The sequence below is a fragment of the Ruegeria sp. CF4 genome, from assembly GCF_056537345.1.
The window spans coordinates 614,342-634,750 of sequence record NZ_JBQFRJ010000001.1 but is presented as its reverse complement, the minus strand read 5'-3'; the positions used below and the strand labels follow the sequence as shown (position 1 = coordinate 634,750).

The window sequence follows — 20,409 nt, the reverse complement described above, 5'->3', positions numbered from 1 at the left end:
GTGTTTTGCGGCGTTCAACCATGTTCCGCGCGGCGCAACAAGAGCAGCGCATGAAAAAGGCGCGCCGGTTCAGGGTGCGCCTTTTCAGATCCTGCAGCGGATTACTTGGTCTCTTCGTAATCCTGCATCATGTCTGCGTCTGCCTCGGCTTCTTCATCGTCATAGTAGCCATCGGCCCGCAGCTGTTCTTCGCGCTTTTTCTCGACACGAGCCACAAGGAATATTGAGATCTCATAAAGCCCGTAAACCACCACAAAGAGGATGATTTGAGTGATCACGTCCGGCGGCGTCACGATCGCTGCCAGCACCAGAATGCCAACCACCGCATATTTGCGCACTGCGCCTAGACCTTCGGCGCTGACCAGGCCTGCCTTGCCCATCAGTGTCAGCAATACGGGCAGCTGAAAGCACAAACCAAAGGCGACGATGAACTTGATGGTTAGGTTCAAATATTCCTGCGCCGAGCCCTGAAATACCACGCTCAGCGGAGCGGTCGTGCCTTCGGCAACGGCCTCCCCTTCAGCGCCAAACTGTTGGAACCCAAGGAAGAAATCATAGGCCAGCGGCGTGACGACATAGAACGCAAAGCTTGCCCCCAGCAGGAACATGAAGGGCGAGGCCAGCATGAACGGCAGAAACGCGTTCTTTTCCGATTTGTACAATCCCGGCGCCACGAACCGCCACATCTGCATCCCAATATAGGGGAACGCCAGAATGAAACCGCCCAGCAACGAGACCTTGATGGCGACAAAGAAGCCTTCCTGCGGCGAGATGAAGATCAGCCCGCAATCCTGCCCACGCTCGGTCAGCACCTCACACAAAGGCTGCGTGAGGAAGTTGAACAGCGGCGTGGCCACGGTGAAACAGATGATCATGCCGATCAGGAACGCCACAACGCAGTGGATCAGCCGTGTGCGCAACTCGGCCAAATGCTCGATCAATGGTGCCGAGCTGTCCTCGATCTCGTCGGTCTTGGTCATGTCTTGCTTTCGGTTTTCAACGCCGCTTCGGCCTCTTCCGCCTTGGCGAGCGCATCCGCAGCTTCCTTGGCCTTGCGTTCAGCGGCAGCACGGGCGGTCGTGGCCTGAATCTTCTTGGCTTGTTCGGCCCGTTCGGTGGCCAGCTTGCCCGTTTCGCTGTCAGAGTCGAACTTGGTCGGATCGATGGACTTGGCTACGTCACGGGCAGCTTCGTTGATGCCGTCCATCGCAGAGCCCACCGGATTGGTTGCCGCCTTCAGGCCCTTCTTGATCTCGTTGACGCCAGCCTCATCCGCCGCCTCGTTCATCGCGGTGCTGAACTCGCGCGCCATACCGCGCGCCTTGCCGACGAACCGTCCGACATTGCGAAACAGCACAGGCAGGTCCTTCGGCCCCACCACGATCAACGCGACGATGCCGATGACCAAAAGCTCTGTCCAGCCCAGATCAAACATCTAGGCTCAGACCTTGTCTTTGTCGGTCTCAGGGGTGACGTCTTTGGCCAGATCGGATGCGTCCTGTTCCAACTCTTCCGAGCCGTCCTTGACGCCCTTCTTGAACGCGGTGATGCCCTTGCCCACTTCACCCATCAACGAGCTGATTTTGCCGCGGCCAAACAGCACCAGAACCACAACGGCGATCAGCAGCAGGCCGGGAAGGCCGATATTGTTGAGCATGTCTTGTCTCCTTCTACGTCGGCGCAGCGCGCCGGGAATATGTCTCGCCTCGTGTCTACGCCTGCGCGCGCGCCAGCAAAAGTGCGGCAGGCAGAATCTGCGCGCGAATTTGAACGGATCGCGCATTTTTTGCGGGCTGGCTTTTCACAACTGACAGGTTTATGTCAGTTGTAAAGCCCTAGAAAGACGATATCGAAACCTGGTCAACGGAGAACCACATGACCCATGTCGCAGAAATCGTCACCTTCACCCTCACCGACGGCACCACGCCAGAGGAATATGTGAAACTCAGCCAGGCGTCCGAGGCCTTCGTGCGCGCCGCCCCCGGCTTTGCGCACCGTCAACTCAGCCAAGGCGAGGATGGCCGCTGGACGGATTATGTCGTCTGGACCGATATGAAATCCGCACAAGACGCTGCCGCCGCCTTCATGCAGCAGGATTGCGCCGCTGCGATGATGGCGGTGATCGACCCCGACAGTGTCCAGATGCGCCATGAGAATGTGCTATGGAACATGACCGCCTAAACGCGGTCCGGACGGCGTGTCATGCGCCGCACTGACCGCCTGTTCGACATCATCCAGATCCTGCGCGACGGCAAGCTGCACCGCGCGCAGGATATCGCGGACCGGCTCGAAGTGTCGGTCCGCACGATCTATCGCGACATGGATACGCTGGTGGCCTCGGGCGTTCCGGTCGAAGGCGAACGTGGCGTGGGTTACATGGTGCGCGAACAGATCACCCTGCCCCCGCTGAACCTGACACCGGCTGAACTAGAGGCGTTGAACCTCGGCATGGCAATCGTGGCCGAGGCTGCTGATCCTGATCTCAAATCCGCCGCCGAATCTCTGGCCGAAAAGATTGATGCCGTCCTGCCCACTCAGGTCATTGCCGAGGCCGACAGCTGGAAATTCGCCGTCTATCCCTTTGCCGATGCCGCGCGCGGGCTGGCCCATATGGCTCCGATCCGCGCCGCGATCAAATCACGCCAGAAACTGCATCTCAACTACCGCCGCATAGACGGCGCCCTGACAGATCGCACGATCCGCCCGCTGCACATGGAATACTGGGGACGCGTCTGGACCCTCACCGCCTGGTGCGAACTACGCGATGCCTTCCGCGTCTTCCGCATCGACCTGATCGAATCCATCAGACCGCTGCCGGAACTCTTCACCGACGAACCCGGCAAACGGCTCAGCGACTACGATCCTTACGCGTGATCCGCCCTTCATCTGGCCCTAAATATCCCCGCCGGAGGCATGGCCCGGAACGGGCCATTCCGGTCATTTCAGATAGGGTTCCGGGTCCACCGACTCAAAGCCCTGGCGCACCTCAAAATGCACATAAGCATTGTCGCCACCGCGCAGGGCAGCGAGCTTCTGGCCCCGACGTACCCGATCACCTTTCTTGACGGTGATATTGTCGACATTGGCATAAACCGTCAGCAAGTCGTTGTTGTGCTTGACCACAATGATCGGAACCTGATCCGCATCTGCAGTGATCGCGGCAACCGTCCCCGCCTCGGCCGCCTTGACCGTAGTACCGGGTGCGGCTGCAATATCGATGCCCTCGTTCTTACCCTTCTCATAGGTACGAATGATGGTGCCACCCACTGGAAGCGCCAGAGCTGATGTTCCAGAATTGGTGGGTGCTTCGGCGGTGACATCCGGCGCAGGCGTGGCGACGGCAACCTTCTCATCCGGAAGGGGTTGCGTTGCACTGGGCGGCGTCGGTGTAGGAGAGCCCTCGCCCGGCTGTGTCACCGCGGTCGCCGTGGCAGCCGGTGCGGCAGCACGCGGCGCTGGCTGGTTCTTGACCGGGATCAGCAGATACTGGTCCTCGCGCACCGCGAAATCCGACCCCAGCCCGTTCCACTCGGCCAGCGACTCGACCGACACCTGATACAGGCGCGAAATCGTATAGGCCGTCTCACCCCGCTTGACCTTGTGCCGGATCGGCTCGGGCCCCGACGGCGCGGGAGCTGGGGCGGTCTGAACGGGTGCCAGGGCAGTGGTTTGAACGGAACCGGTATCCGGTGCCTCATCAATCGCGGTGCCGGCGATGGACGCAATGTCCACACCGCTCCCGCCGCCACCGACCGAGCGTGGCAGGGCCAGAACTTCCCCATCCCGCAGCGAGTCGTTGGCTTGCAACCCGTTGAACCGGGCCAACTCGGCCACCGGCATGCCGATGCGGCTGGCCACATCGCCCACCGTGTCGCCCCGGCGCGCCACGGCAACTTGATAGTTGGGATAAGTGATAACGCCCCGCGCATCGGGTGTGGGTCGGCTGGCGGTCGCGGCCAGCGCGGCATCAGTGGTTGAAAATCCGCCGACATTACCGCGCAGGTCATAATCGAACGGCCCTTCGCACCCGGCCAGAATTGTCAGGGCGGCCACACCTGTCGCACAGCGACGCATTGCTGATTTAGAAACTGCTCTCATTATACTGTCCTCAACACCTGCCCCTGTTCTTCGGGGTTCCAGCGTATAACTCTGAATATACCTTTAAACTCCGTCTTTTCCCAGCCCCTCCAACAGGGGCACGAAACGAACGGGTAAGAGTTCGTCATAGTCCAGTCCGGTCTCGGTGCGTGTCACACGGATCAAGGTCTGAACCGCATCCGATTGTCCCACCGGCAACACCATGATACCGCCGATTTTCAACTGCGCCAAGAGCGGCCCGGGCGGGTCCTCGGCGGCTGCGGTCACAATGATACGATCAAACGGAGCCTGCTCGGGCAAACCAAACGAGCCATCCGACAACATCGCGGTGACATTGGTGAGGCCCATCTCCCGAAACAGCTGCCCGGTTTCGCGTACCAGCCGCGTGTGCCGTTCCACTGTGTAAACCCGCCGCGCCAGCTTGGACAGGATCGCCGCCTGATAGCCCGACCCGGTCCCGACCTCCAGCACTGTGTCCCGAGGGCTCACTTTCAACGCCTGCGTCATCAACCCCACGACCGAGGGCTGGCTGATCGTCTGCCCGCAGGCAATCGGCAGCGGCGTATCCTCATAAGCGCGCTCAGCAAACAGACCTTTGACAAAGCGTCCCCGGTCCACCTGCTCCATCGCCGCCAGCACGCGCGCGTCCGTCACCCCGCGCGAGCGCAGGGCAAACAGAAACTGCATGGTGGTTTCCGCTCTTGGTCCTGTCATTCGATGACCTTCAACGCCTCAAGCGCGTCATGCGCCGTCAGATCGGCCCGCATCGGCGTGACCGAGATGTATCCATCCAGATTCACCGCCGCATCCGTGCCCGGTGCAGTCGGGTTGTGCTGATACCCACCCTTGATCCAAAGGAACCTGCGGCCCGAGGGCGAACTGTGCGGCTCGACCGAGAAATGAGTATCGCGGCGGAATCCTTGTGGCGCCACCCGAGTACCCAGAACCTCATCGGCTGGAACCGGTGGAAAGTTCACATTGTAAAACAGCCGATAATCGCCCTGTGCCTGCGGTGTTGCATCCAGAATGCGGCGGATCAGCGCCGCGCCATGGCGAGCCGCAGCCTCAAAGGGATCGTCCAGACCCAGATTGCGCGGACCGAAGAATTGCGACAAGGCAATCGCAGGAACGCCCTGCAAAGCCGCTTCCATTGCGCCGCCCAACGTACCGGAATACAATGCATTTTCCGCCGAGTTATTACCTCGGTTCACACCGGACAAAACCAGATCGGGCGGCGTATCTTTCATCACGTCATGCAGTCCCGCCAACACGCAATCCGCCGGAGAGCCCTCGGCCGCAAACCGGCGCTCACCCAGCTTGGCGACCATCATCGGATGCGTATAGCTGATGCAATGGCCTACCCCCGATTGCTCAAAGGCCGGGGCCACAACCCAGATCTCTCCGTCAGGCCCGGCCAGCTCTTTGGCTATCGCTTCAAGCACGATAAGGCCCGGCGCGTTGATGCCGTCATCATTTGTCAGAAGAATGCGCATGCCCGGTCCACCCCTGCGTTTCGCCCTTGATAGACCCGCCCCAGCGCTGCGGCAAGCGACCGGCGGGCCCAATCTGCGGCATTCGCGCACCACTCGGACGGAAATCGTGGTCTTAAGGCCTCAGGCCGGGAATACAAAGCACCGATCGCGGCGGATGGTCAGCCACATGACGCGCCCCTCTTTCGGCACAAAGACATTCGGAACCGTCGCTTTCAGGATCGATCCGTCATAGTCCATCCGGAACTCGACAAGACTTTCATTGCCCAGAAACCGGGCTCTCTCGACCACGCCGCGTGCGGCCACGCCATCGGTCGGCGTGGGCATCGGGCCTTTGCCGTTGCGGTCAAAATCCAGTTTCACGTGTTGCGGTCGAAAAACGATTTCGACATCGGTTCCGTCCGGCACGCCCGGCGCCAGAAAGCGACCAAAAGGAGTTTGCGCCAGCGCACCATTAACCTGCGCCTGCAGAACGTTGACATCACTGAAGAATGCCACGGCGGCCTTGTCCGCTGGGCGGGTATAAACGTTATATGGCGCGCCCTGCTGCACGATCTTACCCCGCCGCATCAATGCGATTTCATCGGCCATCCGCATCGCCTCTTCCGGCTCATGCGTGACCAGCAGAACGGCGGCGTCTTCTTCCTTGAGAATCGCCAGCGTCTCATCCCGGATCCCGTCCCGCAAACGGTTGTCGAGGCCCGAGAATGGCTCATCCATCAACATGATCCGCGGACGTGGCGCGAGGGCACGGGCCAACGCCACCCGCTGCTGCTCACCGCCCGAAAGCTGATGCGGGAAGCCATCGATGAAGCGCATCAGATCGACCTTGGTCAGCAGTTCTTCGACCCGCACGCGTTTTTCGTCTTTGCTGCCCTTCAGGCCAAAGCCCACATTGTCAGCGACGCTCAGATGCGGAAACAGGGCAAAGTCCTGAAACATCAGGCCGATCTCGCGCCGCTCGGGTGGCACCCGGAACACCGTATCGCAGATCAGCTTGCCATCGACATAGATCTCGCCCGAGGTCTGCATCTCAACCCCTGCGATCATCCGCAAGGTGGTCGACTTACCACAGCCCGACGGCCCCAGCAGACAGGTGACCTGCCCCGCCTGCACCGTCAGCGAGACATCATCCACAACGGTCCGCCCGCCAAAGCGCGCCACCATATTGCGGATCTCCAGTCGCGGAGGAGTTGTCGTCACGTTCACCGATGGACCCCGTAGCCTTTTCCCGATCAAATCCATCGGGCTTAGGCGGGGATAACAACCCCGCCCCTCAGGCGCAAGGCGTCAGCAACACCCGGTGGACGCTGTGTCGCCCTCGACAACAAACGGGCTGTCACCACCGCAACCTTCGAAGATGCCGTAATGGGTCGAGAAATCGCCGATGAACTCAAAATGCCGGGCAAAGCGTGTATCCTGCAGCATCATCCAGGTGTTGCCGCAGACAGGAAAGACCTTACCGGCCTCAATGGCGTGGTGATCATCCAGCACAAACCTGTGCGGCGCATGGGGAATCGTACCCTTGTAAATCACGGCTTGACCATAATCTTCGCAAGCGGGTTCCAGCCCGGACAGTTTGAACAAACGGTAAGTTGCCGAGATAAAGCTCAAAGGCGCAATGCGTTGTTCCAGAACCGGATTTTCAATGGTTAGCGGTCGATGCGTGACCCGGCGCGGGTCACCAAATCCCGCTTCGCCTGACATCGACAGAAAGTCATTCCAGTAAAGCGCACCTGACAGACATTCGCCGTACAAAACTTCATCCTCGGCCATCGCTTTGGGCACCCGGCGATCGGCATAAACGTCCGAGAAATACATCTCGCCGCCCTCTTTCAGCAACCGATGCGCACCGCGCAGAACCGCGGCCTTGTCGGTCGCCAGATTGATCTCGCAGTTCGACACGATGATATCGAAACTTCCGGGCTCTAAATCCAGCTCATCCAGCTTTTCGATATAGCCGTGGTGGAATTCGACATTGCTGGCGGAATGCCCAAAAGCCTTGGCGTGGAACTCCTGATGCGTGCGCGCCACGTCCAGTTGCTCGGGCGTCATGTCCACTCCCAGAACGCGGCCCGTCTCACCCACCATCGCAGACAAAGCATACACGTCCCGCCCTGCGCCACAGCCCAGATCAAGGATGCTCATCCCCTCAAGGTCCAGCGGGGCAATCAATCCGCAGCCATAGTAACGTGTCAGCACATCGTCATGAATTTGCGGCAGAATTCCTTTGACGTGATCCGGCATGTCATCCGGAGAACAACAGGCGTTCGTCTGCAAATCGGCGCTACCCTGAAGCACTTCGCCATAGTAGTTTTGCACAGCCTCATGCTTCATCTGAGCATTCCTTCTTTCAGTCGGTTGTACAGCAGCTAATGCCACCCCATTCAGGCCGCAATCCAGAGGCGGTTGATCTGACGAAAGCGTGACCCAACTCAGGCCAAAAGCTCAAACGGAACGCTTGCGCGAACACGTCCATTCACCTGTATTTCCAACCGATGCGGACCGGGCACCAGTTTGAAGGTGGTTGCATTGCCTTTGAGCTTATGAAGCTTCGACAGCGTCAGCGTGCCGTCCACAAGAACTGTTTGTTTGAGCTTATGAACCTTGGGTGAGACTTTGCCCCCAGGCCTCTGAAAGTGAATGATATAATCCACCAGAACCGGTTGTTCTGCTGCACCCGCGAGCGTGGTCGAAAAGTCCAGCGCTTCCCCGATCCGGACCTCTCCGTTCACCTGAACATCAACCGATATATCGGCCTCGGGGTCATATCCCAGCGCTGTCATCGCACCCGGATGGCCCGATTTCACCAATCCCCGCAATGCATGCGACGTCATCCACGACAACTCATCCCCGGATTGCTGCCCGCCGTTTCGCCAGCTCTGCAATCGCTCCAGCACCAGATCGGGGTTTTTCTTGGTGATATCATTCAGGTGATTGGCCACCGACCGCGTGACATAGCGCGTCTGGTCACCATGCAACCGATCCAGCAGCGGCAGCGGATCAGACAGGTCCAACCCAATCCCCTGCCCCCAAGGCAACCGAGGTCGCGTTCCTTCACTGACCAGTCGGCGGACATGATAGCTGGAATGCCCGCACCAGTCCTGCATCCGCTCCAGCACCAAATCGGGATGCCGATTCAGAAACGGGCGGATAGCCCATTCCATCGAGAACCTCTGGGTCAGTTCCTCAATCACGTCCAAAGCCAGTTCCGGATGATCCAGCCCGACCGAGACCACCCAATCGCCCAAAGGCGCAAAGATGAAGTCGCCGAAATCGTCATCCGTCTTGTCGGGATCAAGCGGGGCCGGCAATGCGCGAAGGATCACCGGCGCGACCTGTGACAGATCACCCGGAACGGCCTGTTGCAGGCATTCAGCGATCCAGACCATCCGTTCCTTCAATTCGAGACCCGGCAGGCGTGACATCACCTGCGCCTCAAACGCCGAGGCATCGAAGCTCGTCTCAACGTCCAAAAACAAGCCGCTGAGATAACTCACTTTTTCGACGTTGAATAACTGATCCTTGAGCGAATAACCCTGCGCCATGATTACATCGTCAGATTGGTGCCGCCGCCATCAAGCAGGATATTCTGCCCGACGATAAACCCGGCATGCTGCGAGCACAGGAAGGCGCAGGCCGCCCCAAACTCCTGCCGCGTGCCATAGCGCCGGGCCGGGATCGTTGCGGCGCGCTCGGCCCGAGCGTCCTCAATCGAGATATTCTTCTGCAGCGAAACATTGCTGTCCAGCGCATCGGCCCGGTCGGTGGCATGAATACCCGGCAGAAGGTTGTTGATGGTCACACCATGAGGCGCCACCTGACGTGAGGTGCCCGCAACATAACCGGTCAATCCAGTCCGCGCTGCATTGGACAGGCCCAAAACGGCAATCGGCGCGCGAACGGATTGCGAAGTGATGTTCACCACCCGGCCCCAGCCCTTGTCCATCATCCCCGGCAGCAGGGCCTTGATGAACGCAATCGGCGTCAGCATGTTGGCATCCAGCGCTTTGATGAAATCGTCCCGTTCCCAGTCCGACCATAGTCCGGGCGGAGGCCCACCCGCATTTGTCACAAGGATATCAACGTTCTGTGCTGCTTCGATCACCTGCGCCTGGCCCTCAGCCGAGGTCACATCACAGGCCACCGTCTGCACGTCGATATCATATTCAGCCCGCAACCGCGTCGCCTCGGCCTCAAGCGCTTCGGCCCCGCGCGCGTTCATCACCAGATCGACTCCGGCCTCGGCCAATGCTTCGGCACAGCCCAACCCCAAGCCTTTGCTGCTGGCACAAACCAGCGCGCGTTTTCCGCGTATTCCCAGATCCATTCTGATCCTCCCCAAATCTTCCGCACATCTAGCACCGGCCCGCAGAGGAAGACCAGAATGTATAGCTTGCTCAGTAGAAGAACTCTTCCCGAACGATTTTGCCATCGGCCACGTGATAGACACCGACCTCTTTCATATCAAAGTTTTCGCCGGTTTCTTTCACCTTGCCTTGCACCTCGAAGATCACGGCAAAGCGATCCTCGCCATGCGGGTACGGGCCACTGACCGACGCGCCTGTCACCTCATGCGCGCCCTCCCACCATTCATGCTTGCCACGAATGGCCTCAACACCATGCGTTTCGCGCCCCATACCGGCAAAATCCTGACCCTCAACCGAAACAGCATCAGGCGCGTAGAGCTTCCCGAGGTTTTCCTTGGCCCGATTCTCGCGGCATCCGGCAACCAGTTCTTCTGAGATTTCTTTCAAATTCATTGATTCACTCCATCATTTGTTCACTATATGTTCTTGTTGCCATAAGGCCACGATTCGATCCACCCCCTTTGTCTTGCCTCGGCAGGTTTCCCCGCCTATACGCGCCCCTATGCTTGATACCTCGAACCAACCCACCCTGCCGCCCGAGATCGCCCGACGCCGGACATTCGCCATCATCTCGCACCCCGATGCGGGTAAGACGACGCTGACGGAAAAGTTCCTGCTGTACGGGGGCGCGATCCAGATGGCCGGTCAGGTGCGCGCCAAGGGTGAAGCGCGGCGCACGCGCTCGGACTTCATGCAAATGGAGAAGGATCGAGGTATCTCGGTCTCCGCCTCGGCAATGTCGTTCGACTATGGGGATTTCCGGTTCAACCTTGTCGACACCCCCGGCCACAGCGATTTCTCGGAAGATACCTATCGCACGCTGACCGCCGTGGACGCAGCCGTGATGGTAATCGACGGTGCAAAAGGTGTGGAAAGCCAGACGCAGAAGCTGTTCGAGGTCTGCCGTCTGCGCGATCTGCCGATCCTGACCTTCTGTAACAAGATGGACCGCGAAAGCCGCGATACGTTCGAGATCATCGACGAAATTCAGGAGATGCTGGCCATCGACGTCACCCCTGCCGCATGGCCCATTGGCGTGGGACGCGACTTCATCGGCTGTTATGACATGCTGCGCGACCGGTTGGAGCTGATGGACCGCGCCGACCGCAACAAGGTGGCAGAAAGCATCCAGATCAACGGCTTGGACGATCCCAAGCTGGCCGAACACGTACCCGAGCATCTGCTGGAACAGCTACTGGAAGAGGTCGAGATGGCGCGCGAACTGCTGCCCGCGCTTGACCCTCAGGCGGTTCTGGAAGGGCACATGACTCCAATCTGGTTCGGCTCGGCCATCAACTCGTTTGGTGTCAAAGAACTGATGGAAGGCATCGGAGCCTATGGCCCGCAACCTCAGATTCAATCCGCCGAACCCCGCCAGATCGCACCGGACGAAAAGAAGGTCGCGGGCTTTGTCTTCAAGGTGCAGGCCAATATGGACCCCAAGCACCGCGACCGGGTGGCCTTTGTCCGCATGGCATCGGGACACTTCAAACGCGGCATGAAGCTGACGCATGTGCGGTCAAAAAAGCCGATGGCAATCTCGAACCCCGTCCTGTTCCTCGCCTCTGACCGCGAACTCGCGGAAGAGGCATGGGCCGGGGACATCATCGGCATTCCGAACCACGGCCAGCTACGCATCGGTGACACGCTGACCGAGGGCGAAGCGCTGCGCGTGACCGGCATCCCATCGTTCGCGCCGGAACTGCTGCAAACTGTTCGCGCTGCAGATCCGTTAAAGGCCAAACATCTTGAAAAAGCGCTGATGCAGTTTGCCGAGGAAGGTGCCGCCAAGGTATTCAAACCCTCAATCGGTTCGGGCTTTATCGTCGGCGTCGTCGGCGCGCTGCAGTTCGAAGTGCTCGCCAGCCGGATCGAGATGGAATATGGCCTGCCCGTACGGTTCGAAGCATCTCAGTTCACCTCGGCCCGCTGGGTCAGCGGTGAGAAGACAGAGGTCGAGAAATTCGTCAACGCCAACAAGCAGCACATCGCAAATGATCATGATGGCGACATCGTCTATCTGACCCGGCTGCAGTGGGATATCGACCGGGTCGTACGCGACTATCCGGCGCTCAATCTGACCGCGACCAAAGAAATGATGACCTGATCGGCGGATGATGGGCCGGCTATGATGCAGGAGCGTCCAACCTGGGGCATCGTGTCGATGGTCCGCGGCCCGACCGAGGACATCCTGCGCTACGTCGCCCATCACCTCGATCTGGGCGCTGATCGGCTGTACATCTATCTGGATGAACCGAACCACCGCGCCCTGCGTGCATTGCAACAACATCCCAGAATCCGCGCGCGAATCTGTGACGATGCGTTTTGGGAAGAACGCAAACGAAAGTGCCCGGAAAAGCACCAGATTCGGCAAACGACCCACGCGACTTTCGTCTATCGCAACACCCATCTGGACTGGCTGGCGCATATTGATGTGGATGAGTTCCTCTGGCCCTCAAACTCCATCGCTGATCTGCTACAGGAAATCCCCGAAACCACCCCCGCCGTCCGGGTGCGCCCGATTGAGGCGATCGCCGGGGCCGAAGATCTCTATAAGGCGCACATCCCGAACGGCCCTGATCGCGAGGCTTTGGTCCAGAACCTTTATCCGAACTACGGGGCCTTTGTGCTGGGCGGGTTTCTCAGCCATGTACAGGGCAAATTATTTGTCCGCACAGGGATGGAAAATCTCAGTTACCGCATTCACAACCTGTTCCAGAACAAGGTTCTTCTGCCGGTAAAGACGGAATTGCCGCAGGTTGACCTATGCCACCGCCACGCGCCCAGCTGGGACCATTGGCAGGCGCATCTCAACTTCCGGATGGAGCGCGGCTCCTATCAGGCGGGCATGACGCCAAACGTCCCCCGCAACCGGGGTGGCCTGAACATGCATGAACTTCTCAGCTGGATCGAAGCGGAACAGGGTCCCGAGGGGTTGCGCGCCTTCTACGATGAAATGAGCGCCGCCGACGCGGATGTGCGCACAAGGCTGGAAGATCACGATCTGATCCGGCATCGGCCTTTGAATCTGGATCAGAAAGTGGCGAAACACTTCCCCGGAAGCATCTGAATTGTTGCATAAATTCGCGTATTGAGCGGAGATGCGACAGATGAACTCCTCTTCATTTGACCCTGCCCCACGTTTTTGTTATGCCCCGCCTCAGCCGTTATGCGCAAAGGGCGCATGGCCATCCGGGCCCGGCATATTTCAGACGCGCGGGCCAGGTCTAGTGTCCGCATGAACCGGACATACATGATAAAGTTTAGCGAACTGAACCTGAACCCGAAGGTCCTCAAAGCCATTGAGGAAGCCGGATACGAAACCCCCACTCCGATCCAGGAAGGCGCGATTCCACCTGCGCTTGAGGGTCGCGATGTTCTGGGGATCGCCCAGACCGGAACTGGCAAGACCGCCAGCTTCACTCTGCCGATGATCACCCTGCTGGCCCGGGGTCGCGCCCGCGCGCGTATGCCGCGCTCGCTGGTCTTGTGCCCGACGCGGGAACTGGCAGCACAGGTGGCGGAAAACTTCGACACCTACGCCAAAAATGTGAAACTGACCAAAGCGCTGTTGATCGGCGGTGTCAGCTTCAAGGAACAGGACGCCCTGATCGACCGGGGCGTCGACGTACTGATTGCCACGCCGGGCCGTCTGCTGGACCATTTCGAACGCGGCAAGCTGTTGCTGACCGGCGTTCAGATCATGGTGGTAGATGAGGCCGACCGGATGCTGGATATGGGCTTTATCCCCGATATCGAACGCATCTTCTCGCTGACGCCGTTTACCCGCCAGACGCTGTTCTTCTCGGCCACCATGGCCTCGGAGATTGAGCGCATCACCGATACCTTCCTGTCCGCCCCTGCCCGGATCGAGGTTGCCCGTCAGGCCACCGCCTCGGAAACCATCGAACAGGGCGTCGTCTTGTTCAAAGGCGGTCGCCGCGACCGCGAGGCCAGCGGCAAGCGCAAGGTCCTTCGCGCTCTGATCGACGCCGAAGGTGAAAAATGCACCAACGCCATCATCTTCTGCAACCGCAAGACGGACGTGGATATCTGCGCGAAGTCACTGAAGAAATACGGCTATAACGCCGCCGCCATCCATGGCGATCTGGATCAGTCGCAGCGGATGAAAACGCTGGACGGGTTCCGCGATGGCTCGCTGCGCCTGCTGGTAGCCTCGGACGTGGCCGCACGGGGTCTAGATATCCCCTCGGTCAGCCATGTGTTCAACTTCGACGTCCCCAGCCATGCCGAGGATTACGTTCACCGCATTGGCCGCACCGGTCGCGCCGGACGCGAGGGTAAGGCCGTCACGATCTGTTCGGGTCGCGACGAGAAGGCTCTGGATGCAATCGAAAAGCTGATTCAGAAAGACATTCCGCGCATCGACAATCCGGTCAAAGAAGAACCAAAGGCCGAAAAGCCGAAGCCCGAGAAAAAAGCCAAACCTGCCGAGAGCAAGAAGAGCGAAGGCAAGAAGGATCGTGAGTCCAAGGGTCGCGGCCGCGGTCGCCGCGATGATGCTGGTCCAGCAGTGGTGGGCATGGGCGATCATCTGCCCAGCTTCATCGCTCTCAGCTTTGAAGAGCGGCGCGCGGGAACTTCTGCTCTGGCGGATGCAGACGCGTCTTAAATCGCCAACACCAGCGCCAGTATCGACAGACCCAGCAAGGCAATCCCGGCGATCTCTCGCCGGGTGATGCTTTCACGGAAGAACAGCAGCGAAGCAAACAGGCTGAAGATCAGCTCCACCTGCCCCAACGCCTTCACGTAAGCCGCGTTTTGCAGCGTGAAGGCGAAGAACCAACAGAACGAGCCGCCAAGACTGGTGAGGCCGACAAAGACACCAGTGCTTCGTGTCTGCCACACCGCGCGCAACTCGGCCCGGTCGCGCCACAACAGCCAAATCCCCATGCTGAGGAACTGGAAGCTGACGACCACGGCCAACGTCACCAGCGCACGGAACCACGCGTCATTGTCCCCAAGTTCCAGCGACGCGCCGCGATAGGTGACCGAGGAAAAAGCAAACAACACCCCGGACCCCAGCCCAAGGCGCGAGGCCTTGTTGGTCAAATTGCGCCACCATGCACCCTCGCCACCGGGTGTTTTGGACAGCAACAGAACTGCCATCAGCCCCAGCAGAATGGCCCCCAACGCACCGGTTGAAATCTGATCCCCGAGGATGAGAAACCCGACGATAGCGGTTTGAATAACCTCGGTTTTCTTGAACGTGATCCCGACCGCAAAGTTGCGCTGTTTGAACAAGGCGACCACGCAGATCGTCGCCAGAATCTGTGTGGTCCCGCCGATCACAGCAAACACCCAGAACCGCGCCGTGAGCGTCGGCAACTCAAACCCCGTCACCTGCAGCGCTATGAACAGACCCAACAGCGCCAGCGGCATGGAATAGGCAAACCGCGCAAAGGTTGCCCCGGCGGCCGACAGCTTCACGCTGCTCAGCGATTTTTGCAGCATGAACCGCACGGTCTGAAACGTCGCGGCTGCGAGGGTGATGGGAATCCACAAACTCATGGCTTCCCTTCTGTCGTTAAATCAGAGCTTTGGCCAGAGCGGATGCGCCACTGGATCCTTGGCGCGCCAGAAATAGTCCCGGAATATCTGCGCGTAAGAGCGATAGACATAGGATTCATTGCAAGCCAGATACCGCTCTTTGCCGGCCCGATAAAGCGCGGGAAGACGGTACCAGGGGGCTGCGGGATTCATGTGATGAACGACATGCAGGTTGTTGTTCAGAAACAGAAAAGCCAAAAGGCCGCGATCTTCGACGATAACGGTGCGCGCACGGGATTTCTCATGTGCGCGATGCTCCAGAAAGGTGCGAATCTTGACCAGACCCAACCCGATATAGGCCGACAGGACAAACGCCCAGATTGGCATCGGCGACAGGGAAACGATCCAAAGCACCGCAGCCACTCCGGGCAGATGCAAGGCCCAGGCCAGCAGAATATCCCGATCACCGCGCCGCGCGCCGCGCCATTCATCCCGCATAAAGGCCAACTGTCCAATAGCAGGCCCTAAAACCATGCGCCCCAATAGAGTGTTGTTCAGCAGGTAAAGCCGCTTTTGCCACATCCCCAGACCGGCCCAGACCTGAGGATCAAGATAATTGGTTTCCGGGTCGTCATAAGGGTCGGTCAGGTTGGCATCGCAATGATGCGCCAGATGCAGGTCGCGGAACCGGTTGAACGGGATGAAAAGTGTCAGGGGCAACGCCATCAGCGCCTCATTCAGCCATTTCTGTCGAAACGGATGCCCGTGCAGCGCCTCATGTGTCAGCGACGAATGCAGCGCGGCGATCAACCCCATCGCGGGGATGGCCAACCACAGAGTCGCACCGGCCAGCCAGAACAAAGTACCCAGCCAGGCGAGGTAACATCCAACAATCAGGCCAAAAGTGACCCATTCAGGCGATTTCGGCGTCGTGGGGTCAGCCATTGCGACCCCACGCGATACCGGCCCAGATACGCTCGTAAATCACATAGAGCGTCAGGCCGATCGCCGTGTTGACCAGCGCCAGCACCCCTCCGACAGCGGCTGATCCCGTGGCAATCAGGCCCACCAGCGTCATCACCGCCAGCCCCATCACATTCCACACCACAGCCTTCACGACCGATCTTCGTCGCGTCTCCATTCCGGACCCCATTTATTGTTTTTGTCATTTCAGCGTTACAGACAGGGCCATGGTTCGGGAATTCTGAATATGATTAACAATCTTCAACATATGTGATATAAATCAACATATGCTTGATAAAGTCGACAAACGCGACCGCGCCGCGCAGTTCCGCCACCGTCTTGCCCGCGCGATGCAGGACCGGGATGTCAGTCAAAGCGCCCTTGCACGTGACATCGGCGTGGATCGCTCGACCATCTCGCAACTGTTGACCGGAGCGGGTGCACGCCTGCCCAACGCGCATGTGGTGGGCAGCTGCGCCTCGGCGCTCGGCGTCTCGGTTGATTGGTTGCTGGGGCTCTCGGACCGTCCCGAAAGCGCTGCGGAGCTGCTTGCCAGTTCCCTGACCCTGACCGAGGCCGCCCGCGCATTGGTCGATGAACGCATCTTCGAATGGCATCAGGAGGCCGCAGGCTACAAAATCCGCTATGTCCCCGCCACCTTGCCCGACATGCTCAAGACCCGCGCCGTGCTGGAATGGGAATATGCCCCGCATCTGGGTCGTACGGCAGATCAGGCGATTGGCGCGTCCGAGGACCGGCTGTCCTGGATGCGCAGCGCGCAATCAGACTATGAAGTCGCGATGCCGTTGTATGAACTTCACAGCTTTGCCCACGCCACCGGATATTACGAGGGCCTGCCCCTGCAAATCCGGCTGGATCAGATCGATCACCTGCTAAACCTCTGCGAACAGCTCTATCCCCGGTTGCGCATCTATCTCTATGATGCCAAACGGCTTTACTCCGCGCCCGTTACGATTTTCGGCCCCCTGCTCTGTGTCTTTTACGCAGGCAGCCACTATATGGCGTTTCGCGACCGCGACAGGATCGAGGTCTTCACCCGCCATTTCGACCGGCTGGTGCGCGAGGCCGACATGACCGCCCGCGAATTCCCCTCCTATCTGCAGCAACTACGGCAGCAGATCACGCGGGCATGACCTGAGCGCGATCCTGTAGTATAGTCGTCGGGCGCGAACCATCAGACATTCCGATCTGAGATGGAGGATGACAGGAATGGACGCACTCAAAACCGCTGAATACGCACGAGCCCTCTACACCGCCCACGGGGATCGGGCCGAGGCAGAAGCCGCACAGAAAATGCGAGAATGCGAAGCCGCCGGAAACCCGCAGGAGGCGCAGGACTGGCAAGCCGTCCGCAGCGCCATCCGCCAGATCCGGGGGCCAAATCAGGGCTAGATTAGAGCTTCGGGTCGGGATTGACCGTATGACCATCCACGGCGATCACCTGACCCGACACCAGCCGCGCCGCATCTGACGCGAGGAACACGGCCATATTCGCGATGTCCCGAGCCTCGACAAAGCGGCCCATAGACGTGCCCGAAGCATAGCCGTCATAAACCTGCTCGCGGGTCATGCCCTTGGCTGCGGCCTCGCGCTGCAGCACGCCCTCCATCCGGGGGCCTTCGACTGAGCCGGGGCAGATGACGTTGCAGCGGATGCCATGTGGCCCAAGCTCCATTGCCAGTGTCTTGCCAAGCCCGACCATTCCCCATTTCGCCGCCGCATAAGGCGCACGGTTGGGATATCCGTACTGACCCGCCGTGGACGAGGTGATCAGAACCGCGCCGCTGCGCTGCTGTTTCATGATCGGGGCTGCGTATTTGCTGCACAGGAACGCGCCCTCAAGATTCACGGAAAGACAGGTTCGCCAATCGGTTAAGGCCACATCCTCAACCGCGGCTGTCGGCCCGGCAATACCGGCATTGGCGCAAAGCACGTCCAACCCATCCCATGCGGTCCTGAGTTCGGCGAACAGCGCTTCAACCGCTGCCTCATCAGATACGTCAAGCTGGCTACGTCTCCAATGCGGCGGGCACTGCGCCAATGCATCCGCATCCAGATCAGCGACCCAGACTTCGGCACCTGCCGCATCGAATGCTTCGGCCATTGCGCGCCCGACGCCCGATGCTCCGGCCGTGATCAGGACCTTGCCGCTCATGCCGGTTTGCGGATCGCCGCCCCTGCACCTTCGGGATAAGGCAACCCGGCATGAGCCTCGGCAATCCGCGCCATCGCAGCCTCGATCTCGGGCGATGGCGCACTGGGGCGACGGGTTTCCAGACTGACATGCAGCAAAAAGCTTTCGCCGGTCGCCAGCAGCGTCTCGCCCGCATACATTTCATGGAACACATGCAACTTCTTGCCCTGCCCCAGCAGCATCTGCGTGCGCACGTCGATCTTTGCGCCGGCGTGGACCTCGTTCATGTAACGGATGTGGTTTTCAGCGGTGAAATAGCTGCCGCCCGATTGGATATAGTCCATGTCGCATCCGATGATCTCCATGAACCGGTCGGTCGCGGCGGCAAAGGCTTCCAGATATTTCGCCTCGTTCATGTGACCATTGTAATCGGTCCAGTCCAGGGGAACGGCGCGCGAAAGTGTCAGGATCGGCTGGCTCAGATCCGCCTGATCCAGCGTCGGCAAGGCACTGGGCTTCAAAGCCGCATCATGCTGGTTCAGCACCGCCCCGGCCCCATAATTCTGCGCCTTGAGCGCCCGCATCATACCCACGAGGTTGTTGTCGCGGATGCGCTCCAACTCCCGGATCGAGTGCATGCCGGACTGCGCATCCGACTGATCTGCAATCATTTCGACCAGTTCATCGGTGAATTCAGGCACATCCATCAGCTTGGTCCAGGGCCATTTGAGTGCGGGCCCAAACTGTGCCATGAAATGCCGCATGCCGGCCTCGCCCCCTGCGACACGATAGGTCTCGAACAGACCCATCTGTGCCCAGCGGATGCCAAAGCCCATACGGATCGCCTCGTCAATTTCCTCAGTCGTGGCGATGCCGTCCTTGACCAGCCACAGCGCCTCGCGCCAGACGGCCTCCAGGAACCGATCGGCAATATGCGCATCGATTTCCTTCTTGATATGCAGCGGGAAGAAACCCACCGATTTCAGCAAATCCTGCGCAAGCGCCACCATCTCTGGCGGGTTCTTGTCGGTCGGCACCAGTTCGATCAACGGCAGCAGATAAACCGGGTTGAACGGATGCGTCACAACGATCTGTTCGGGCCGCAGCGCCCCCTCTTGCAGCTCAGATGGCTTGAACCCGCTGGTTGAGGACCCGATGATCGCACCCGGATCACACGCCTCCTGCAAACCCTTGTATACCTTCAGTTTCAGATCGAGCCTCTCCGGCACGCTTTCCTGAATCCAGACAGCCCCCTGAACGGCATCGGCCAGATCACCGTGAAACGTCAGCGTTCCTTCTGCTGGCAAAGGTACATCGCTCAACCCCGGCAAAGATCGCCGCGCATTGTCCAGAACCTCACCAATCTTGCGCTCGGCCTCGGGGTCCGGATCGAAAACCCGCACGTTCCATCCATTAAGCAGAAACCGAGCGGCCCATCCGCCGCCGATCACGCCACCACCGATAATCGCTGCTGTTTTCGTCATGCTGTCCTCTAATCGATACAAATCACCAGCTCACGCCCCGTTTCATCCAGGTGCGGTATGCACCCGAATTGCGGCGTGACCGCGCTGCATTGTCTTGTTTCCGAAAGGCAGAAGCCTGCACAATCGGTTTCCTTTTCACAGGTGGTGCCAGCATCCGGCAAGGGCGTGAAACAAACATAGCTTTGCGCCAGACCACCGATCTCATAGGTGCCACCCTGGGCTTCGCATGCCGTTCGCTCAGACTCGACAGGCTTGCCAGTGGTTTCGTCGCCTTCTGGCAGGCACCCAATCAGGGCTATCATACCGGAGGCGACCAACGTCAAAGGCAACAAACGCAT

The 20,409-nt window shown here is 59.5% G+C and carries 24 protein-coding genes; 7 read left to right on the top strand and 17 right to left on the bottom strand.

The window, feature by feature from the left end:
- Positions 1 to 101: 101 nt before the first annotated feature.
- From tatC to ACR0NF_RS03150, 3 genes are read right to left on the bottom strand one after another with little or no spacing between them, the layout of a single operon-like run.
- Positions 102 to 980, bottom strand: coding sequence for a twin-arginine translocase subunit TatC (tatC, locus tag ACR0NF_RS03160; protein WP_480469622.1), 879 nt, complete (start codon positions 978 to 980; stop codon positions 102 to 104).
- On the bottom strand, positions 977 to 1,435 hold the full coding sequence (gene tatB / locus ACR0NF_RS03155) for a Sec-independent protein translocase protein TatB (protein WP_480777759.1): 459 nt from the start codon (positions 1,433 to 1,435) through the stop codon (positions 977 to 979). Before tatB ends, tatC begins: the two co-directional genes overlap by 4 nt.
- A 6-nt stretch (positions 1,436 to 1,441) precedes the next feature.
- A complete protein-coding gene (locus ACR0NF_RS03150; RefSeq protein WP_480469620.1) occupies positions 1,442 to 1,657 on the bottom strand; it encodes a twin-arginine translocase TatA/TatE family subunit in 216 nt (71 codons plus the stop codon).
- Between the two features lie 218 nt (positions 1,658 to 1,875).
- Between ACR0NF_RS03150 and ACR0NF_RS03145 the strand changes: the two genes are divergently transcribed.
- Both ACR0NF_RS03145 and ACR0NF_RS03140 read left to right on the top strand, forming a co-directional pair.
- Entirely contained in the window at positions 1,876 to 2,181 is a 306-nt protein-coding gene (locus ACR0NF_RS03145) for a hypothetical protein (RefSeq protein ID WP_480469619.1), read from the top strand.
- A 21-nt stretch (positions 2,182 to 2,202) separates the two neighbouring features.
- Positions 2,203 to 2,874, top strand: coding sequence for a helix-turn-helix transcriptional regulator (locus tag ACR0NF_RS03140; RefSeq protein ID WP_480777758.1), 672 nt, complete (start codon positions 2,203 to 2,205; stop codon positions 2,872 to 2,874).
- Between the two features lie 63 nt (positions 2,875 to 2,937).
- Here ACR0NF_RS03140 and ACR0NF_RS03135 read toward each other — a convergent pair whose 3' ends face one another.
- The 8 genes from ACR0NF_RS03135 to ACR0NF_RS03100 form a co-directional block, all read right to left on the bottom strand.
- Positions 2,938 to 4,098, bottom strand: coding sequence for a peptidoglycan DD-metalloendopeptidase family protein (locus ACR0NF_RS03135; RefSeq protein WP_480657454.1), 1,161 nt, complete (start codon positions 4,096 to 4,098; stop codon positions 2,938 to 2,940).
- A 63-nt stretch (positions 4,099 to 4,161) separates the two neighbouring features.
- Positions 4,162 to 4,812, bottom strand: coding sequence for a protein-L-isoaspartate(D-aspartate) O-methyltransferase (locus tag ACR0NF_RS03130; protein WP_480777757.1), 651 nt, complete (start codon positions 4,810 to 4,812; stop codon positions 4,162 to 4,164).
- Positions 4,809 to 5,591: a 5'/3'-nucleotidase SurE gene (surE, locus tag ACR0NF_RS03125; protein ID WP_480777756.1), complete on the bottom strand. Its 783-nt coding sequence runs from the start codon at positions 5,589 to 5,591 to the stop codon at positions 4,809 to 4,811. Before surE ends, ACR0NF_RS03130 begins: the two co-directional genes overlap by 4 nt.
- A gap of 120 nt (positions 5,592 to 5,711) precedes the next feature.
- A complete protein-coding gene (locus tag ACR0NF_RS03120) occupies positions 5,712 to 6,833 on the bottom strand; it encodes an ABC transporter ATP-binding protein (protein ID WP_480777755.1) in 1,122 nt (373 codons plus the stop codon).
- A gap of 45 nt (positions 6,834 to 6,878) precedes the next feature.
- A complete protein-coding gene (locus tag ACR0NF_RS03115; RefSeq protein WP_480777754.1) occupies positions 6,879 to 7,925 on the bottom strand; it encodes a methyltransferase domain-containing protein in 1,047 nt (348 codons plus the stop codon).
- A 98-nt stretch (positions 7,926 to 8,023) separates the two neighbouring features.
- Positions 8,024 to 9,136, bottom strand: a complete 1,113-nt coding sequence (locus ACR0NF_RS03110; RefSeq protein ID WP_480777753.1) for a hypothetical protein — start codon at positions 9,134 to 9,136, stop codon at positions 8,024 to 8,026.
- A 2-nt stretch (positions 9,137 to 9,138) separates the two neighbouring features.
- Positions 9,139 to 9,918 carry an SDR family oxidoreductase gene (locus ACR0NF_RS03105; RefSeq protein WP_480469611.1) on the bottom strand — a complete coding sequence of 260 codons (780 nt, stop codon included), beginning with the start codon at positions 9,916 to 9,918 and terminating at the stop codon, positions 9,139 to 9,141.
- 70 nt (positions 9,919 to 9,988) lie between these two features.
- Entirely contained in the window at positions 9,989 to 10,351 is a 363-nt protein-coding gene (locus ACR0NF_RS03100) for a nuclear transport factor 2 family protein (protein WP_480469610.1), read from the bottom strand.
- A gap of 109 nt (positions 10,352 to 10,460) precedes the next feature.
- Here ACR0NF_RS03100 and ACR0NF_RS03095 point away from each other — a divergent pair, with 109 nt between their 5' ends.
- From ACR0NF_RS03095 to ACR0NF_RS03085, 3 genes are all read left to right on the top strand, one after another.
- Positions 10,461 to 12,065, top strand: a complete 1,605-nt coding sequence (locus tag ACR0NF_RS03095; RefSeq protein WP_480666822.1) for a peptide chain release factor 3 — start codon at positions 10,461 to 10,463, stop codon at positions 12,063 to 12,065.
- 24 nt (positions 12,066 to 12,089) lie between these two features.
- Positions 12,090 to 13,028 (top strand): glycosyltransferase family 2 protein, encoded by a 939-nt coding sequence (locus ACR0NF_RS03090; RefSeq protein WP_480777752.1) that lies wholly within the window; start codon positions 12,090 to 12,092, stop codon positions 13,026 to 13,028.
- Between the two features lie 183 nt (positions 13,029 to 13,211).
- Positions 13,212 to 14,591 carry a DEAD/DEAH box helicase gene (locus ACR0NF_RS03085; protein WP_480666820.1) on the top strand — a complete coding sequence of 460 codons (1,380 nt, stop codon included), beginning with the start codon at positions 13,212 to 13,214 and terminating at the stop codon, positions 14,589 to 14,591.
- Here ACR0NF_RS03085 and ACR0NF_RS03080 read toward each other — a convergent pair.
- From ACR0NF_RS03080 to ACR0NF_RS03070, 3 genes are read right to left on the bottom strand one after another with little or no spacing between them, the layout of a single operon-like run.
- On the bottom strand, positions 14,588 to 15,490 hold the full coding sequence (locus ACR0NF_RS03080) for an EamA family transporter (protein ID WP_480666818.1): 903 nt from the start codon (positions 15,488 to 15,490) through the stop codon (positions 14,588 to 14,590). The two genes, ACR0NF_RS03085 and ACR0NF_RS03080, sit on opposite strands and share 4 nt — an antisense overlap.
- A gap of 21 nt (positions 15,491 to 15,511) precedes the next feature.
- On the bottom strand, positions 15,512 to 16,414 hold the full coding sequence (locus ACR0NF_RS03075) for a fatty acid desaturase (protein WP_480666817.1): 903 nt from the start codon (positions 16,412 to 16,414) through the stop codon (positions 15,512 to 15,514).
- On the bottom strand, positions 16,407 to 16,610 hold the full coding sequence (locus tag ACR0NF_RS03070) for a DUF2061 domain-containing protein (protein WP_480657445.1): 204 nt from the start codon (positions 16,608 to 16,610) through the stop codon (positions 16,407 to 16,409). The genes ACR0NF_RS03075 and ACR0NF_RS03070 overlap by 8 nt, the downstream gene beginning before the upstream one ends.
- 109 nt (positions 16,611 to 16,719) lie before the next feature.
- On the opposite strand from ACR0NF_RS03070, the gene ACR0NF_RS03065 reads away from it, so the two are divergent.
- Both ACR0NF_RS03065 and ACR0NF_RS03060 read left to right on the top strand, forming a co-directional pair.
- Positions 16,720 to 17,586 (top strand): helix-turn-helix domain-containing protein, encoded by an 867-nt coding sequence (locus ACR0NF_RS03065; RefSeq protein ID WP_480777751.1) that lies wholly within the window; start codon positions 16,720 to 16,722, stop codon positions 17,584 to 17,586.
- A gap of 76 nt (positions 17,587 to 17,662) precedes the next feature.
- Positions 17,663 to 17,845, top strand: coding sequence for a hypothetical protein (locus tag ACR0NF_RS03060; RefSeq protein ID WP_480469602.1), 183 nt, complete (start codon positions 17,663 to 17,665; stop codon positions 17,843 to 17,845).
- A 1-nt stretch (position 17,846) separates the two neighbouring features.
- Here the strand turns inward: ACR0NF_RS03060 and ACR0NF_RS03055 are convergent, their stop codons facing one another.
- The 3 genes from ACR0NF_RS03055 to ACR0NF_RS03045 are packed head-to-tail and all read right to left on the bottom strand — an operon-like array spanning position 17,847 to position 20,409.
- Entirely contained in the window at positions 17,847 to 18,608 is a 762-nt protein-coding gene (locus ACR0NF_RS03055; protein WP_480777750.1) for an SDR family oxidoreductase, read from the bottom strand.
- Positions 18,605 to 20,071 (bottom strand): carnitine 3-dehydrogenase, encoded by a 1,467-nt coding sequence (locus ACR0NF_RS03050; protein WP_480777749.1) that lies wholly within the window; start codon positions 20,069 to 20,071, stop codon positions 18,605 to 18,607. Before ACR0NF_RS03050 ends, ACR0NF_RS03055 begins: the two co-directional genes overlap by 4 nt.
- Before the next feature lie 8 nt (positions 20,072 to 20,079).
- Entirely contained in the window at positions 20,080 to 20,409 is a 330-nt protein-coding gene (locus ACR0NF_RS03045; RefSeq protein WP_480777748.1) for a hypothetical protein, read from the bottom strand.